General features: G+C 65.6%; 18 protein-coding genes. 12 read left to right on the top strand and 6 right to left on the bottom strand.

All coding sequences use genetic code 11. The features are described 5' to 3' along the window. Positions 1–16: 16 nt before the first annotated feature. Positions 17–1,000, bottom strand: a complete 984-nt coding sequence (locus NZ951_05945; GenBank protein MCS7207457.1) for an alpha-ketoacid dehydrogenase subunit beta — start codon at positions 998–1,000, stop codon at positions 17–19. A gap of 2 nt (positions 1,001–1,002) precedes the next feature. Beyond that, the gene (locus tag NZ951_05940) at positions 1,003–2,016 is read right to left on the bottom strand and encodes a thiamine pyrophosphate-dependent dehydrogenase E1 component subunit alpha (GenBank protein MCS7207456.1); all 1,014 of its coding nucleotides are present in this window, start codon (positions 2,014–2,016) and stop codon (positions 1,003–1,005) included. A gap of 738 nt (positions 2,017–2,754) precedes the next feature. On the opposite strand from NZ951_05940, the gene NZ951_05935 reads away from it, so the two are divergent. The 6 genes from NZ951_05935 (at position 2,755) to NZ951_05910 (ending at position 9,264) form a co-directional block, all read left to right on the top strand. After that, complete coding sequence (locus NZ951_05935) at positions 2,755–3,972, top strand: acyl-CoA dehydrogenase family protein (GenBank protein MCS7207455.1); 1,218 nt, start codon at positions 2,755–2,757, stop codon at positions 3,970–3,972. 45 nt (positions 3,973–4,017) lie between these two features. Beyond that, positions 4,018–5,205 (top strand): acyl-CoA/acyl-ACP dehydrogenase, encoded by a 1,188-nt coding sequence (locus NZ951_05930; GenBank protein MCS7207454.1) that lies wholly within the window; start codon positions 4,018–4,020, stop codon positions 5,203–5,205. Positions 5,206–5,238: 33 nt separating this feature from the next. After that, positions 5,239–5,448, top strand: a complete 210-nt coding sequence (locus NZ951_05925) for a hypothetical protein (protein ID MCS7207453.1) — start codon at positions 5,239–5,241, stop codon at positions 5,446–5,448. A gap of 42 nt (positions 5,449–5,490) precedes the next feature. Beyond that, on the top strand, positions 5,491–6,615 hold the full coding sequence (locus NZ951_05920; GenBank protein ID MCS7207452.1) for a citramalate synthase: 1,125 nt from the start codon (positions 5,491–5,493) through the stop codon (positions 6,613–6,615). An 84-nt stretch (positions 6,616–6,699) separates the two neighbouring features. Then, positions 6,700–7,893 (top strand): CoA transferase, encoded by a 1,194-nt coding sequence (locus NZ951_05915; GenBank protein MCS7207451.1) that lies wholly within the window; start codon positions 6,700–6,702, stop codon positions 7,891–7,893. A gap of 12 nt (positions 7,894–7,905) precedes the next feature. Further along, positions 7,906–9,264, top strand: a complete 1,359-nt coding sequence (locus tag NZ951_05910) for a CoA transferase (GenBank protein MCS7207450.1) — start codon at positions 7,906–7,908, stop codon at positions 9,262–9,264. 7 nt (positions 9,265–9,271) lie between these two features. Here NZ951_05910 and NZ951_05905 read toward each other — a convergent pair whose 3' ends face one another. The 4 genes from NZ951_05905 to NZ951_05890 all read right to left on the bottom strand — a co-directional run bounded on the left by NZ951_05905 (position 9,272) and on the right by NZ951_05890 (position 11,201). After that, positions 9,272–9,541, bottom strand: coding sequence for a hypothetical protein (locus NZ951_05905; GenBank protein MCS7207449.1), 270 nt, complete (start codon positions 9,539–9,541; stop codon positions 9,272–9,274). A 3-nt stretch (positions 9,542–9,544) separates the two neighbouring features. After that, positions 9,545–10,108, bottom strand: a complete 564-nt coding sequence (locus NZ951_05900) for an acyl dehydratase (protein MCS7207448.1) — start codon at positions 10,106–10,108, stop codon at positions 9,545–9,547. Between the two features lie 25 nt (positions 10,109–10,133). After that, positions 10,134–10,688, bottom strand: a complete 555-nt coding sequence (locus tag NZ951_05895; GenBank protein MCS7207447.1) for a MaoC family dehydratase N-terminal domain-containing protein — start codon at positions 10,686–10,688, stop codon at positions 10,134–10,136. 303 nt (positions 10,689–10,991) lie between these two features. Next, on the bottom strand, positions 10,992–11,201 hold the full coding sequence (locus tag NZ951_05890; GenBank protein MCS7207446.1) for a hypothetical protein: 210 nt from the start codon (positions 11,199–11,201) through the stop codon (positions 10,992–10,994). Between the two features lie 378 nt (positions 11,202–11,579). Here NZ951_05890 and NZ951_05885 point away from each other — a divergent pair, with 378 nt between their 5' ends. From NZ951_05885 to NZ951_05860, 6 genes are read left to right on the top strand one after another with little or no spacing between them, the layout of a single operon-like run. Beyond that, a complete protein-coding gene (locus tag NZ951_05885) occupies positions 11,580–12,779 on the top strand; it encodes a hypothetical protein (GenBank protein ID MCS7207445.1) in 1,200 nt (399 codons plus the stop codon). A 19-nt stretch (positions 12,780–12,798) separates the two neighbouring features. Further along, a complete protein-coding gene (locus NZ951_05880) occupies positions 12,799–13,227 on the top strand; it encodes a Zn-ribbon domain-containing OB-fold protein (GenBank protein MCS7207444.1) in 429 nt (142 codons plus the stop codon). Between the two features lie 8 nt (positions 13,228–13,235). Then, the gene (locus NZ951_05875) at positions 13,236–13,667 is read left to right on the top strand and encodes an arsenate reductase ArsC (protein MCS7207443.1); all 432 of its coding nucleotides are present in this window, start codon (positions 13,236–13,238) and stop codon (positions 13,665–13,667) included. Between the two features lie 9 nt (positions 13,668–13,676). Then, positions 13,677–14,459: an enoyl-CoA hydratase/isomerase family protein gene (locus NZ951_05870; protein ID MCS7207442.1), complete on the top strand. Its 783-nt coding sequence runs from the start codon at positions 13,677–13,679 to the stop codon at positions 14,457–14,459. A gap of 4 nt (positions 14,460–14,463) precedes the next feature. Continuing rightward, a complete protein-coding gene (locus NZ951_05865) occupies positions 14,464–14,643 on the top strand; it encodes a hypothetical protein (GenBank protein MCS7207441.1) in 180 nt (59 codons plus the stop codon). Beyond that, positions 14,640–15,368 carry an enoyl-CoA hydratase/isomerase family protein gene (locus NZ951_05860; GenBank protein ID MCS7207440.1) on the top strand — a complete coding sequence of 243 codons (729 nt, stop codon included), beginning with the start codon at positions 14,640–14,642 and terminating at the stop codon, positions 15,366–15,368. The genes NZ951_05865 and NZ951_05860 overlap by 4 nt, the downstream gene beginning before the upstream one ends. Positions 15,369–15,399 lie beyond the last annotated feature (31 nt).

The following is a 15,399-nucleotide window of genomic DNA, read 5'->3' as shown; positions in this document are numbered from 1 at the left end:
GCGAGCCTCCCCCGCGCTAATAGCGGGCCAGGTTGCGCATGGCCTCGATGATCTTCTCGGTGGTGGGCATGAAGGCCTGCTCCAGGGTGGGGGCGAAGGGCATGGCGGGCACATCGGGGCCACACAGACGGCGGATGGGGGCGTCCAGGTCGGTGAACCCCTCCTCGGCGATAATGGCAGACACCTCGGCCCCCACGCCCCCTGTCAGGTTGTCCTCGTGCACAATGAGGGCTCTCCCCGTCTTCTTCACCGAGGCCAGGATGGACTGCTTGTCCAGGGGCTTGACGGTGCGCAGATCCACAACCTCTACCTGGATGCCCTCTTTGGCCAGGGCCTCGGCGGCCTGCAGGCAGTAGTGCAGGGTAAGGCCATAGGAGAACACCGAGAGGTCGCGCCCCTCCCGCTTCACATCGGCGACGCCGATGGGGATGGTGTAGTCGCCGTCAGGGACCTCGCCCCGCACGGTGCGGTAGGTGCGCTTGTGCTCAAAGAACAGGACAGGGTCATCGTCGCGGATGGCCGATTTGAGCAGGCCCTTGGCGTCGTAGGGGGTGGAGGGGCAAACGACCTTCAGGCCGGGGCAATGGTAAAAGAAGCCCTCGGCGCTCTGAGAGTGGTAGAGGCCCCCCCGCACCATGCCCCCATAGGGGGAGCGGACAACGATGGGGACACGCACCTGGCCGTTGGTGCCGTAGTGGTGGCGGGCAGCCTCCCCCACCAGTTGGTTGACGATGGGCCAGATGAAGTCGGTGAACTGGATTTCGGCGATGGGGCGCAGGCCGTTGAGGGCGGCCCCCACGGCGATGCCCACGATAGACGCCTCGGCCAGGGGGGTATCAATCACCCGCTCCTCGCCGAACTCGTCAATGAACCCCTCGGTGGCCAAGAACACGCCCCCCCGTCGCCCGATGTCCTCTCCCAGGATGATGACGCGGGGGTCGCGGCGCATCTCCTCCCGCATAGCGTCGCGGATGGCCTCCAGAACCGTCTTCACCGGCATGGTTACACCCCCTGGCGGCCGGGCGGGGTGGCCCACATGTGGTCCAGCAGGGTAGAGGGGTCGGGATAGGGGGCCTTGTCGGCGACCTCGGTGGCCTCGTCCACCTCGGCCTGCGCCCGCGTCCAGATAGCCTTGTCCTGGCTCTCGGTGAGGATGCCCTCGCTCTGCAGGTAGGTGCGGAAGCGCTCTATGGGGTCGCGGGCCTTGGCCTTTTCCAGGTCGTCCTTCGGGCGGTAGCGGCGGTCATCGTCGTCGCTGGTGTGGGGCATGAGGCGCTCCACCTTAGCCTCGATAAGGGTGGGGCCACCCCCACTCCGCGCCCGTTGAGCCGCCTCCCGTGTGACCTTCAGCACCTCTAAAGGGTCTGTGCCGTCCACCACCACGCCGGGGAAGCCATACCCCTGGGCGCGGATGGCCACATCGGGGATGGCCATCTGCTTATGCTGGGGGACGGAGATGGCCCAGCGGTTGTTCTGGCAGAAGAAGAGGATGGGCAGACGATGCACCCCAGCGAAGTTGAGGGCCTCGTGCCACTCCCCCTGGCTGGTGGCACCGTCGCCGAAGGAGACGAAGACGACGGTGGGGTCTTTGCGTATCTTGGCGGCCAGGGCTGCGCCGACAGCTTTGGTCATCTGGGCCCCCACCACATTGGAGAGGTTGATGACCCGATACTTGGGGTAAACGCCGTGCCCAGGGAACATGCGCGCCCCACTCATGGGTTCACCCGCTTTGGCCATGTAGCCCAAAAGCATCTCCTTGGGGGTAATGCCCAGGGTGAGCAGAGCGCACAGGTCGCGGTAGAAAGTAAAGAAGAGGTCGCGGGTTCTGTCCATCGCCCAGATGGCCCCCACCTGAGCCCCTTCGTGGCCGGTGCAGGAGCCGACGATAGCCACCTTCCCCTGGCGGTTGAGGGCCCACACCCGCTGGTCCAGAACACGGGTGAGCACCATTTTGGCGTACATGTCCAGGAGGTCTTCGGGGGTGAGGCCGAGGGTGCGGTGCTTGCCGGGGGCAATTGATGCAGTGCTCTGGCTGTCGCCCATGCTCCCTCCTTGGGGTGAAGATGGAGCACCGCAGGGGTAACCCTATTCTAGCAGAAGCCCCTGCCGGCCCGCCAGGCCCGCGAAAAAGTCCCGCCCCCGTACCTCTTGACATCGTGTCTGGAAGACCCCGTGGGAGCGCTAGGGCTCTTTAGCGTGGCTGTGACTATTGGGGCAGGTGGGCGGACGGGCTTAGGGGAAACCCGCATCGTCGCCCCCCACGGGGGTGCTATGCGTGGCGGTGCTGCCGGTCAAGCGGGAATGTGTATGGAGAGGCGGCGGGCCGTCGGGGCCAGCCACCGGGGCACTATGGCCCTGCATGTGCTCCCCACTGTGGTGGCCCCCTTCTCATCGTGGAGGCGGTGCAGGTGGGCAACCCCATCCTGTGGGAGCCCCCTCAGTTTTCTGGGGCTGGGGGGTGCCCCCGCCCCACTCCTCCTGGGGGCGTATGCTCACGGGCGGTACCCAGCAGTTCGCCCAGACCGCTCGGTGGCTTGTCATCTTCCCCGGGGCGGCCATGCCTGCTGGCGCTGGGCTTCACCCTGGTCGGGGATGCCCGGCGGGATGTGCAGGACCCCAAGGTGCGGGGGCGCTAGGCCCCTCCCTTGTCCTTGACAGAGCCTTGCCCTGTGCTATGCTAGAGGCGCAGGTTGCCTGAGGGTGAGGTGTGCCAAGAGGGTGTGATGAGAAGCGAGACGGCGAGGAGAAATCTCTATGCGGTTCGAATGGACTCCCCAGCAGAAGGCCCTGATTGAGGAGGTGCGGGCGTTTATTCGGGAGCATGTGACTCCGGAGGTATTGCAGGAGCTCGAGGATGAGGGGGCTGACGCCGGGCGCGGCCCCCGGTACCTAGAACTGCGCCGTAAGATCTATGAGCGGGGGTGGATCGGCATCGCCGTCCCCAAGGAGTACGGGGGCCAGGGGGGGAGCCGAGTAGACCAATACCTGGTGGAGGAGGAGTTCGCCCGCGCTGGCATCCCCATTGAGGTGGTGGGGAGCGGGGTGCCCGCCATCCTGGCCGCCGGCACCGAGGAGCAGAAGAAGTACTACATCCCCCGCATCTTGAAGGGGGAGTTCGTCTTCGCCCTGGGCTTCACCGAGCCCCAGGCCGGGGCCGACCTGGCCGGCTTGCAGTGTCGCGCCGTGCGGGACGGGGACTTCTACATCATCAACGGCCAGAAGATGTTCACCTCGGCTGCCCACTACGCTACGCACATCTACATGATGGTGCGCACCGACCCCAACGCCGAACGGCATCGGGGCATCTCCATCCTTATCGTCCCTATGGATACCCCCGGCATCACGGTGCGCCCCTTGTGGACCATTCAGAATAACCCCCGTGCCCCCCGGGGCACCACCTACGGCACTGCCCGCACTAACGAGGTGTTCTTTGACAATGTGCGGGTGCCCGTGTCGTGCCGCCTGGGGCCGGAGAACCAGGGCTGGTATATCGGGGCGGCGGGCCTGAACCTGGACCGGGTGGGGGCATGGCGCTACCTCATCTCGGTGAAGCGGGATGAGGACATCATCAACTGGGCCAAGGCCCACCGGGATAACGGCCACCCCGTCGCCCGCAGGATAGGAAGCGACCCCGCCATCCGCGACCGCATCGCCGAGCTGTGGATAGAGGCCCAGGTGTGCCGCCTGATGACCTTGCGGAGTATGGCCATCGTGGAGCGGGGCGGGAACTTCACCTATGAAGGCTCGGCCGAAAAGGTGTGGGCACCCGAGCACGGCGTGCGCACCACCGAGACTATCGCCCAAATCCTCGGCCCCTATGCCCAGCTGATGAACGGCTCCCCCCTCAACATTGAGAAGGGCATCTTCGCCCACAACCTGTTGGGGGCCTTCCAGTCGGGCATCAACCACGGGAGCGTCCAGGTCATGCGCGATCAGGTGGCCCGTCGCGGTTTGGGCCTGCCCCGTGGCTGACGGATCTCCGTATCACCTCCCACCATTGCTGTAAGGGGAAAGGCTATGGATGTCCTGCCCAATGAAGAAGAGGAGATGCTCCGACGCTCCGCCCGGGAGGTGCTGGAGCGGGAATGCCCCGTCTCCCTGGTGCGGGCTATGGAGAAGGACGAGAAGGGTTATTCCCCCGACCTGTGGCGGAAGATGGCCGAGTTGGGGTGGCTGGGCTTGGCCCTGCCCGAGGAATACGGGGGGGCAGGCTTGCCCCTCACCCATTTGGGCCTGGTGATGGAGGAAATCGGGCGCGCCATCGCCCCCGTGCCCTTCCACTCCACTATGACCGCCGCCCTGACCATCGCCCGCGATGGCACCCCCGAGCAGAAGCGGACTATCCTCCCCGCCGTGGCCCGGGGGGAGGTGATTCTCACCTGGGCCTTCCAGGAGGCCGACCCCCGCCTGGTGCCCGAGGCGGTGCAGATGCAGGCTGTTCCCCAAGGGGATGGCTTCCTCCTCACGGGGAGCAAGGTGTTTGTGGACAACTTTCACATTGCTGATTACTGTTTGGTGGCGTGTCGGACCGCCCCCCCGTCGTCGGAGGCGGCCGGCCTCACCCTCTTTCTGGTGCCCACCAAGGCCCCTGGTATCTCCCTGACGCCCCTCATCACCCTGGCGCGGGACAAGCAGTTCCAGGTTACCTTTGCGGGGGTGCGGGTGCCCCGCACAGGGGTGGTGGGGGCGGTGCACGGGGGGTGGCCCATCATTGAGCAGATGCTGGACCGGGCCACTGCTTTGCTGTGCGCCCAGATGGTGGGCGCTGCCCGCAAGGATGCCGAGATGGCGTGGGAGTATTCCAAACGGCGCATCGCCTTCGGGCGCCCCATCGGCTCCTTCCAGGCCCTCCAGCACCTGATGGCTGATATGCTCATCTGGCTGGACGGGTGCCAGCTCCTGACCTATGAGGCCCTGTGGCGGTTGGGGGAGGGTCTGCCCGCTAGCGTGGAGGTGTCCCAGGCCAAGGCCTTCTGCAACGAGAAGTGTCAGGCTGTGGTGCGCTCCTCCCAGCAGATTCACGGGGGCATCGGCTTCATAGAGGAGTTCCCCCTGCACCTGTGGTATCGGCGGGTGGCGGCCTGGACCATGCGCCTGGGCACTACCTTTGAACATCGGGCACGGGTCGCCCGTGCCCTGCTGGATACCCCCGGCCCTGTGCGGTTAGGGGTCTCCCCGTCCGAGGCGATCTCCAGTTCTGTATAAGACACCCCGCAACCAGGCAGAGGGAGGCGTCCTATGGCTCGGGACCCCGTCTGTGGCAAGGAGATAGATGAGAAGGCCGTTCAGCAGGCCAGCGGGATGACCATGTTCGGTGCCGCCGAAATCACCGCCGAGAAAGGCACGCGGATGTTCTACAACGGCCAGTGGTTCTATTTCTGTGGGGTGGAGTGCCGCAGTAAGTTCCTCTCTGCCCCCCAGGTCTATCTGGAGAAGCCCAAAGGGTAGATTCCCGCGGCACGCGGTAAAAAATGGCAGAAGGAGGGTTGTATGGCTCAGCGGAAGTGGCCCCGGGTGGAATACAAAGAGGAGGGGATGCGGGAGGGGATGCAGATTGAGGACATGAACATCCCGGTGGAAGATAAGGTGGCCCTGATCGACGCCCTTGCGCAGACGGGGCTGAAGACTATCGTCATCGGTTCCTTTGTGAGCCCCCGCTATACGCCCCAAATGGCGCGCATAGAGGAGATCGTCTCTCGCATCAAGCCCCCGCCCCCTGGGGTGAAGTTCACGGCCTTGGTGGCCCCGGGGCGTTATCAGGAGCAGGCCCGCAAGTTCAGCCCGCCCCTGACCCTGGAGCGGGAGGTGCCGAGCACCATGTGCCACATGTGTGATGTGTTCGTGCGGCGCAACTGGAACCGCACCCAGGAGGACGAAATTCAGCAGTGGCCCCAGGTCGTCGCCCGTGCTCAGGAAGCCGGGGCCAAGCAGGCGGGCATCGGGGTGAACGCAGCGTGGGGCTCCAATTTCGTGGGGCCCTTCACCCAGGACGAGCGCATGGCCCTGCTGGAGCGTCAGTATCGCCTCTGGGAGCAGGCGGGAATCCCCGTGACCCATGTGTTCCTGGGGGACCCTATGAGTTGGTGCCGGCCCGATGTGGTGGAGGCGCAAATCTGGGCCATCAAGGAGAGGTGGCCCTCCATCACCACCTTCAACCTCCACCTGCACAACGCCCGGGGCATGGCCCTCACCAGTGCCTACGCCGCCCTGCGTGTCCTGGACGCCGATCGGGATACCCTGCAGATTGATGGCACCATCGGGGGGATTGGGGGATGCCCCTACTGTGGGAATGGGCGCGCCACTGGCCAGATGCCCACCGAGGATGTGATGCATATGCTCCAGGATATGGGCATTGATATGGGCGTGAACCTGGATAAACTGATTGAATGCGTCTGGATGCTGGAGGAGGTTACGGGGCGTCCTGCCCTGGGGCATGTCTCCAAGGCGGGCCCCCGCCCCACCCACGACCGCCTCTATGACCCCAACGCCCCCTTCATCGAGACCTTTGAGCAGGCCAAGCACTTCCTCAAGGGGCCCAAGGTCTATGAAGGAGGGATTAGCCCCTGGCGGGAGCCCATTCGCAGTCCCCAGCGCCCCGATACTATGCGGGGCTAGCACCTCAAAAAAGCCTCGCCCTACACTGGTGGAGGGGAAGGAGGGGTAGACACCCCTCCTTCCCCGTGATAGGTAACCACCGCCATGCCTGCTGGTCTGCTGGAAGGCGTTACTGTCCTAGACCTGTCCCAGGGCATCGCCGGCCCCTTCTGCGCTCGCCTATTGGGCGACTACGGGGCGGAGGTGCTCAAAGTTGAGCCCCCTGCGGGAGACCCCCTCCGCCACACCGGCCCCTTCCTGCACGACGATCCCCATCCCGAAAAGAGCCTCTTTTTCCTGGTGCTGAACCTGAACAAGCGGGGCATCACCCTGAACCTGGAGACGGCTCTGGGGCAGCGCTTGTTCCTGGAGCTGGTGGAGCGTGCAGATGTGGTGGTGGAGAGCTTCCCGCCGGGGTATTTGGGGCGTTTGGGGCTGGACTATCCCCGCCTGGCCGAGCGCAACCCCCGCCTGGTGCTCACCTCTATTACGCCCTTCGGGCAGACAGGCCCCTATAGTCGCTTCGCCGGCGAGGAGATTGTCGCCTACGCCATGTCGGGCATCATGTTTATCAGCGGGACGGCCGACCGGGAGCCCCTCAAGCACGGGGGCAACCAGGCCCAGTATGACGCAGGCCTTTTCGGGGCAGCAGCCACCGCGGTGGCCCTCCTGTCGGCCAGCACCACGGGCCAGGGGCACCACCTGGACATCTCCATCACCGAGGTGGTGGCCTCCACTCTGGTGAGCACCCTGCCCATTTACGCCTTTATGGGGGGTGTGCCGGGGCGACGCCCGCCCCAAGGCACCATGCTGGCAAACCCCATGCCCTGCAAGGATGGGTGGGTGATTCTGCAGACGGGGGGCGGAGCCACCTGGGACGATATCGCCGACTTTTTGGGGAAGCCCGAACTGAAGGACGCTCGCTTCGCTACCACCGAGGGGCGGCGGGTGCACGGGGAGGAGGTGGACGCTTTGGTGTTGGATGCTATCAAGGAGCGCGGGCGGTGGGATATCTTCCGGGAGGCGGCGCGACGGCGCATTCTGGCGGGTATCGTGCAGGATGCTCGGGACCTCGTGGAGTGCCCCCAACTGGCGGCCCGCCAGTTCTACCGGGAGGTGGAGCATCCGGTGATGGGGCGGGTGAAGGTGCCGGCGGTGCTGTGCAACCTCTCCGCCACCCCGTATGCGTTGCGGCGTCCTGCCCCCCTCCTGGGCCAGCATAACGCCGAGGTCTACTGCGGGCAGTTGGGCTACAGCCGGGAAGACCTGGTGCGCATGCGCCAGGTGGGGGCCATTTAGGAGGGTGCTGGTATGGAACGCCTCCCCTTCAGTGGTGTGCGGGTGCTGGATTCCACCTATGTGTTCGCTCTGCCCTATGCGGGGGGGCTGATGGCTGACTTGGGGGCCGAGGTCATCAAGGTGGAGGGCCCCGGGCGCATTGATGTTACCCGCGTGGGGGCGCTGAGCGGGGCCTTCCCCGAGAACATCCCCGGAGAGGACTGGTGGAATCGCTCCTCCATTTACAATGTGCTCAACCGGGGGAAGATGTCCCTGACCCTGGATCTGAGCAAGCCCTCTGGGCGCGCCCTGTTCGCCGAGTTGGTGAAAATTTCCGATGTGGTGATGGAGAACTACACGCCCCGCGTGATGAAGGGGTGGGGGCTGGACTACCCCAACCTGCGCAAACTGCGCCCCGATGTCATTATGGTCTCCAACACGGGCTACGGGCACGGCGACGGCCCCTACTCTGACTACCCGGCCCAAGCCACCACCCAGGAGGCCACCCACGGCCATTGCGGCGTTACGGGCTACATTGGCGGCCCGCCCTCCAAAGCAGGGCAATCCTTTGTGGACTTTCTGGCGTCGTGGACGGCCGTGTTCACCGTGGCAGCGGCGTTGCGCCTGCGCCAGCGCACCGGCCAGGGCCAGTGGATAGACATCGGGATGTACCAGTGTGGGGTGATGTTTCTCTCGGAGTTTCTGATGGATTACATCGGCAACGGGCGGGTGGCCCCGCGCATGGGCAACCGTCACCCCTTCCGGGCTCCCCAGGGGGTCTACCCCGCCCGGGGCGATGACCAGTGGATTGTCCTCTCTGTGGGCACCGATGCCCAGTGGCGCGCTCTGTGCGACCTGATGGGCAAGCCCCACCTGGCCCACGACCCCCGCTTCGTCGATTCCCTCTCCCGTCTGAAGAACCACGACGCCCTGGATACCCTGATCGCCGAGTGGACACGCGGGCACGACCGCGACGACCTGATAGAGCGTCTGCAGGCGGTGGGCATCCCGGCTGGCCCCGTGTTCCATGCCCGGGATATCCATCTCGATCCGCACTACGCGGCGCGGGGCTTCCTGGAGTGTGTGGAGTATCCGCCGGAGCGGGGGATGGGGCGGCGTCCCCTGATCGGCCGTCCCTTTAAGGCGGCCACCATCCCGGCACGCATCCAAGGGCCGGCCCCCCGATTGGGGGAGCATAACGAGGCAATCCTGGTGGGGCTTCTGGGCTTGACGCCCGAGGCTGTCCGCGACTTGGAGAAGGAGGGGATTATTGCCCAGGTGCCTCGGGATGCCCGGTTGGAGCCCCGGGTGTCGCCCGAGGAGATGGTGCGGAGGGGGGCGCTGGCTTTCTGGGACCCCGAGTATCGCCGGCGCCTCGGGGTAGAGGGGTAATGCCCGCCTACACCTTCCAGATATAGCCCCCGTCGTGCACTAGGTCTACCTTATGGATGACCTCTGCCTGCCAGCCCCGCTCTTGGAGCCACTTCTCCAGGGGGGCCTGCTCGGGGCCGTCGCACTCCAGCACGATGCGTCCCTGGGAGAGGATGCAGGAGGCGCGGAGGATGGTGTGGCGGGGGTCGATGCGCCACTTACGCACCTGGTCTAGGGCGTTGCGGAACTGGGCTTCGGTGATTCCCGGGGCGTTCACGATAGCGAGGAAGCGTGGCACGGTCTACTCCTTGGGCGGGATGAAGGGGTAAGGGATGGGTTTCCCCCCGCGGAGGGGGAGGACGACGGTGGCGGTGCCGGGCATACTTTCAATTCCGTCCTGGTTCTTCATGCCGATCTCCAGGTCCACGAAGCCCATCCCCTCCTTCACGTACTTTTTGATGACTCTGCCCCAGACGATGAGGATGTCGCCGGGGACGAGCATGGCGCGGTGCTGGAAGCTGGCTTTCCAGAACCAGCCGTTGGGGCGCACCCAGTCCTTCAGGTAGGAGGGGATGATGCTCTGCTTCCAGGAGCCCTGGACAAGGATGCTGGGGAGGCGGTCGTGGTGAGTAGCGAAGGCCAGGTCATAGTGGATGCGGTGCCAGTTTTCAATGGCGGCGCTCCAGCGGAAGATGTGGGTGGGCGTCATGGGGCCGTAGATGTATTTGGGCAGTTCCATGCCCTCGGTAACATCCTCGTAGTAGCGCTGTTGTTGGGTGCGCAGTTGTTCCACGGTGGGCTTCTCGTTGTGTTTGAGCATCTCTTCGGGAGGCAATTTGAGGAGTTGCTCCAGGGGGAGTGCCATGCTCTTTCTCCTGTGGGGGGTGAGGTTAGCGACGGATGGTGGCGGCCCGGGTGATGCAGAGGAGTTCGCCCTTCTGGTTCCAGTAGCGGGTTTCGGTGACGACGGTGAGGAAGGGGGTGCCATCGCGCCCGATGTGGGCTTGGATATCTTTATACATGCTCTGGTAGCGGATTTTGTCGCCGATGCTGGGGAACTTGTAGACCTCTATGTCGTTGCCGGCGTTAAGGATGCGCACCAGTTTGGTGGGGATGGGGGGGAGGCCGCCCCGCTGGCGCACGCCGCCGATGCCGTCGGACATGGGGTTCTCCCGGAAGGCGCGGGTGACGGGGTCCTCCTCCCCTGGGGGGAGTCGGTTGGGCAGGTAACTGACCATAATCGGGGGGGTGATGCGTTCACCATAACGGCTGGCGCGGGCGTACTCCTCGTCCCAATAGAGGGGGTCGGGGTCCATAATGGCCTGGATGAAACGGCGCAGGTACTCCTCGTCTACAGTGCCCCAACATTCCACTATTTCACCCTTGACGCCTATCATAGCCTTGACTTCGGGGGTCAAAACCGATTCCAGAGAGGCTTGGGTCATTCAGATACCTCCACAGGGGTGTGCCGTAACCTCCTGGCCTTCGGCCCGCTACTGTTATAGCCCCCGTCTGTGGTTCTGTCAAGGGGTTGGAAGAGGGCCTCACTGTGTGCTCCTCTCTGTGGGGGGTGCGCTTGCCGAGCAAGGGGGGTGGGTGAGGGGTCGGGCGTGGCAGAGGGCCTTGGGGTGGGCCGACTGTGGTGGGGGGGTGTTCCGTGTGTCCCTGGGGTGTGCTCCACACACAGGGGCGGACGCTGGTGTCCGCCCCTGCTGTGGCCTCGCGTGGAGAGGGGTGTGGGACCCGATTTAGCGGGGGGTGAGGACCAGGATGTCTAGGGTCTGGTCGTCGGGGGTGGTGTAGATGGCCACCTCCTGGTCAGCCACCGCCGCCGCCTTGTGCCCGAAGGGGAGGGGACGCCCCAGCAGTTCCTGGGCTAAGATAGGGGGCAGGGCTATGCCCCCCTTCAAGGTCTTCTCGTCGGCTATAATCTTATGCTCTTTCCTCCACAGCATCATGGGTTGCCTCCTTCCCGCCCTGGGGGGCGGGGCACGGCCCTGGGGGGCCGTTCCATGCCCAGGGTAGAGCAAAGCGACGATATTCGTCAAATTACTAAAAACAGTCCCAGGAGGCCAGGAGGAAGGCGACGAAAACCGTCTCATGGTTTTGGGGGACAGCCCGGGCTCCAGGCCAAAGGTTTTGTAACGAAAATCGCAAGATATTCTCTGGCCTGCACCTTTACATCTCCTTCGCCGACGGGGTCTGCCTCAGGGAATGGGGGTTTTTCCCCTACCCTCGGGGGCTTGGCGCGCCCCCCTCTGCGCCTTGACACAGTAGGAGCGTGAGGCTACACTACCCCTGGCCCGACCGCTGATATCGCTGTGCAGGAGGCTTGCATGGATTTGCGCCGTGCGGCTGCGATTGTGGGGGTTTACGAACACCCCACCCGCTACGCTCCCGACAAGAGTGAGCAGTTGATCATCGCCGAGAGCATAATCGGCGCCTTGAACGACGCCGGGCTGGAGAAGAAGGATGTGGACGCCCTTTTTGTGGCGGCCATGCCCCCCGGGATCACCGGCTATGGCTTGTGCGATTACCTGAACCTCTACCCTCGCTGGGTGGACAGCACCAATGTAGGGGGCGGTTCCTTTGAGTTTCACCTTTCCCACGCCCTGACGGCCATCGCCGCGGGACGCATTCAGTGTGCTGTCATCGCCTATGGGAGCACGGCGCGCTCGGGGGGTGTGGCCGTGGGCACTGGCGGGGCCACCCGCTGGGGCCAGGCCCGCATCGCCCCCGTCCCCGACTCCTTCGAGGACATCTACGGCACCACCACGGTGGGCCTGTACGCCATGGTGGCCCAGCGCCATATGCACGAATACGGCACCAAGCCCGAACAACTGGCCGAGATCGCCGTTACTATGCGCTACCACGCCTCCATGAACCCCCACGCGATGTATCGCGACCCCATCACGGTGGAGGATGTGCTCACCTCGCGGATGATCTCGTCTCCCCTGCACCTGTTGGATTGCTGTGTCATCTCCGATGGGGGTGGGGCGGTGGTGGTGGCCTCCCCGTCCCTGGCCCGCTCGGCGAAGAAGAAGCCCGTGTGGGTGCTAGGAGTGGGGGAGAGCATCGCCCACCAGGGCGGGGGCTGGCGCGACCTGATGGAGATGGCCGCTTACCAATCGGCCCCCCAGGCCTTCCGCATGGCCGGCGTTACCCACCAGGATGTTGATATGTGTATGATCTACGATTCCTTCACCATCACGGTGCTGATGACCTTTGAGAACCTGGGGTTCTGTAAGCGGGGGGAGGGGGGAGCCTTCGTGAGCGGGGGGCGCCTACGCATTGACGGGGAGATGCCTACCAACCCCGACGGGGGCGGCCTCTCCAGTAACCACCCGGGCATGCGCGGCATCTTCTTGCTCATTGAGGCCACCAAGCAACTGCGGGGCGACTACGCCGGCACACCCCGCCAGGTGCACGCCCGCCGTAACCGCTCCGAACCCCCCTCTATTGCCCTGTGCCACGGCACAGGGGGGGCTTTGGGCTCCCGCCACAGCGGGGGCACCGTGATCCTCGGCCGCGACTAATTCCCCAGGAGGACGCCCGATGACCACCGCACCGCAGCAATATAAGAAGCTCCTCCCCGCCATTAGCGGGGAGACCCGCCCCTTTTGGGAGGCCTGTAAGCGGGGGGAACTGCTCATCCAGAGGTGCGCCAAGTGCGGGAAGTACCAGTTCTACCCCCGCGGCTTCTGCTCCCACTGCTGGGCTGCCGAGCCTCCCCAGTGGGTCAAGGCCTCGGGCAAGGGGAAGGTATATACCTTCACCATCACCTACCAGAACCGCTCTCCCGGCTATGCCGAGGAAGTGCCCTATGTGCTGGCTCTGGTGGAACTGGAGGAGGGGGTGCGAATGTTCACCAACATCGTGGACTGCAAGCCCCAGGATGTGCACATCGGCATGCCTGTGGAGGTGGTGTTCCGGAAGGCCACGGAGGAGGTTACTATCCCCTACTTCCGCCCCGCCAAGCCGTAAGGAGCTGTATGGCCGATGTGCTGTTCGTCTGCGTCCATAACGCCGGGCGGAGCCAGATGGCCAAGGCCCTGTTCAACCACTTGGCTCAGCAGAGGGGGCTGCCCTTCCGCGCTCTAGCAGCGGGCACCGAGCCCGCCACCCGTCTCCACCCCGAGGTGGTGCAGGTGATGGCCGAAGTGGGGCTGGACCTGTCGGGGGAGCGCCCGCAACTGCTCACCGATGCACTGGTGCGTGGGGCACGGCGGGTGGTGGTGATGGGGTGCGCCGTGGACGCCCAGGCGTGCCCCGCCCTCCTGCTGAAGGAGGTGGAGGATTGGGGCCTTCCCGACCCGAAAGGGCGTCCCCTCCCCGAGGTGCGCGCCATCCGCGAGGCCATTCGCCAAAAGGTGGAGGCGCTGCTGACCGCCCTGGAGCGGGAGGGGGTCGCCTCGACGGCGTAGGAGGGGGGCATGGCCCCGGTGGTGCGCCAGGAGCGAGAGGGGGCGGTGGCTCTCCTCACCCTTGCCCGCCCCCAGGAGGGCAACCCCATTGACCCCCCGCTGGTGCACGCCTTGGGCGACGCCCTGGATGCTTTGGCCCACGATGAGGGGGTGCGGGTGGTGCTGGTGCAGGGGGAGGGGGCGGTGTTCTCGGCAGGGCCGTTTCCTCCACCGGGGCTGTTGCCCCTTCCCAGCGACCCCACCCAGGCGGTCCGCCACCTGCAGGAGTGGCAGGCGGGACGGCTCCTGCAGGCATTCCCCAAGCCGGTGGTCGGGGCGGCCAACGGCCCTGCCATCGGCCTGGGGCTGGAGCTGTTTCTGACGTGCGACCTGCGCCTGGCCAGCACCAGGGCCGTGTTCCAGATGCCTCACCTGCGCTATGGACTTCTTCCCTGGGACGGAGGGAGCCAACGCCTCTCCCGCATCGTGGGGCGCGCCTGGGCACAGGACATGCTCCTCACCGGGCGGGAGGTGGACGCAGCGGAGGCCCTCCGCCTGGGGCTGGTGCACCGCGTCGTGGCTCCCGAGGCCTTGCCGCAGGAGGCCCGCACCCTCGCCCACGCTCTGGCCCAGATGGCCCCCATCGCCGCACGCTACGCCAAAGAGGCCGTGTGGCAGGGGCTAGACCTGCCCTTAGAGCACGCCCTGCGCCTGGAGGCCGACCTGAACATCATCCTCCAGAGCACCCGCGACCGCGCCGAGGGCATCCGCTCCTTTGTGGAGCGACGCCGTCCGACCTACGAAGGGAGGTAGGTGGGTGCGTATTCTGGTCATTGCTATGGGGACGGGGTTTGTGGTGAACCTGGTGGTGGGGTGGGTGGCGTTCCGCTCGGTGGGGATGGCCGTGGGGTTTGCTCTGCTGGGGATGCTGATGGGGGGAGCCTTGGGGGCGGTAGAGGTGTGGCTCCGCCGCCGCCAGCAGAGGGGACGCCGATGAGCGCTTTCCAGACCATCCGCTTCACCAAAGAGGAGGGTGTGGCCACCCTGACCCTGTGGCGTCCCCAGGTGATCAATGCCTACAACATCCAGATGCGGGACGAGGTGTGGGAGGTCCTGCACGCTTTGCGGGATGACCCGGAGGTGCGGGTGGTGGTGGTGTGCGGGGCGGGGGAGCGGGGCTTCTGCGCCGGAGCGGACCTCACCGAGTTCGGCACTGCCCCTTCGCAGGTGATCGCCCGCTGGGTGCGCTTCATCCGCCCCGTGTGGGAGACCTGGGCGAGCATCCCCAAGCCCTTTGTCTGTGCTATCCACGGCTGGTGCCTCGGCTCGGGGGTGGAGATGGCGCTCCTGTGCGACCTGCGCGTGGCTGGGGAAGATGCGGTGTTCGGTATGCCCGAGGTGGCCTTGGGCATGATCCCCGCTGCGGGGGGCACCCAGACCCTGCCCCGCCACATCGGCCCCTCCCGCACCCTGGAGATGCTGCTGACAAACCGGCGCCTGTCGGCCCGGGAGGCGTGGGCGTGGGGTGTGGTGCAGAGGGTAGTGCCTAAGGGCCAGCACCTGGCGGAGGGGTATGCCCTCGCCCGCGCCCTCGCTCGCCTTCCCGTGGAGGCCGTCGCTCTCTTGAAGGAATCCCTGGGGCGCGGGGCTGACCTGCCAATGGAGGAGGCCCTGCGCTACGAACAGCGCCTGGCCCTGCTGGCTCTGGGGCGTGCCCACTAAACCCCCGTGCTCCCCACGGCGCCCTGCGCTA

It is taken from the genome of Dehalococcoidia bacterium, from assembly GCA_025060295.1.
GTDB lineage: Bacteria > Chloroflexota > Dehalococcoidia > Lucifugimonadales > HRBIN23 > HRBIN23.
The sequence above is the reverse complement of the archived record's forward strand: the minus strand, read 5'-3'. Positions and strand labels throughout refer to the sequence as shown.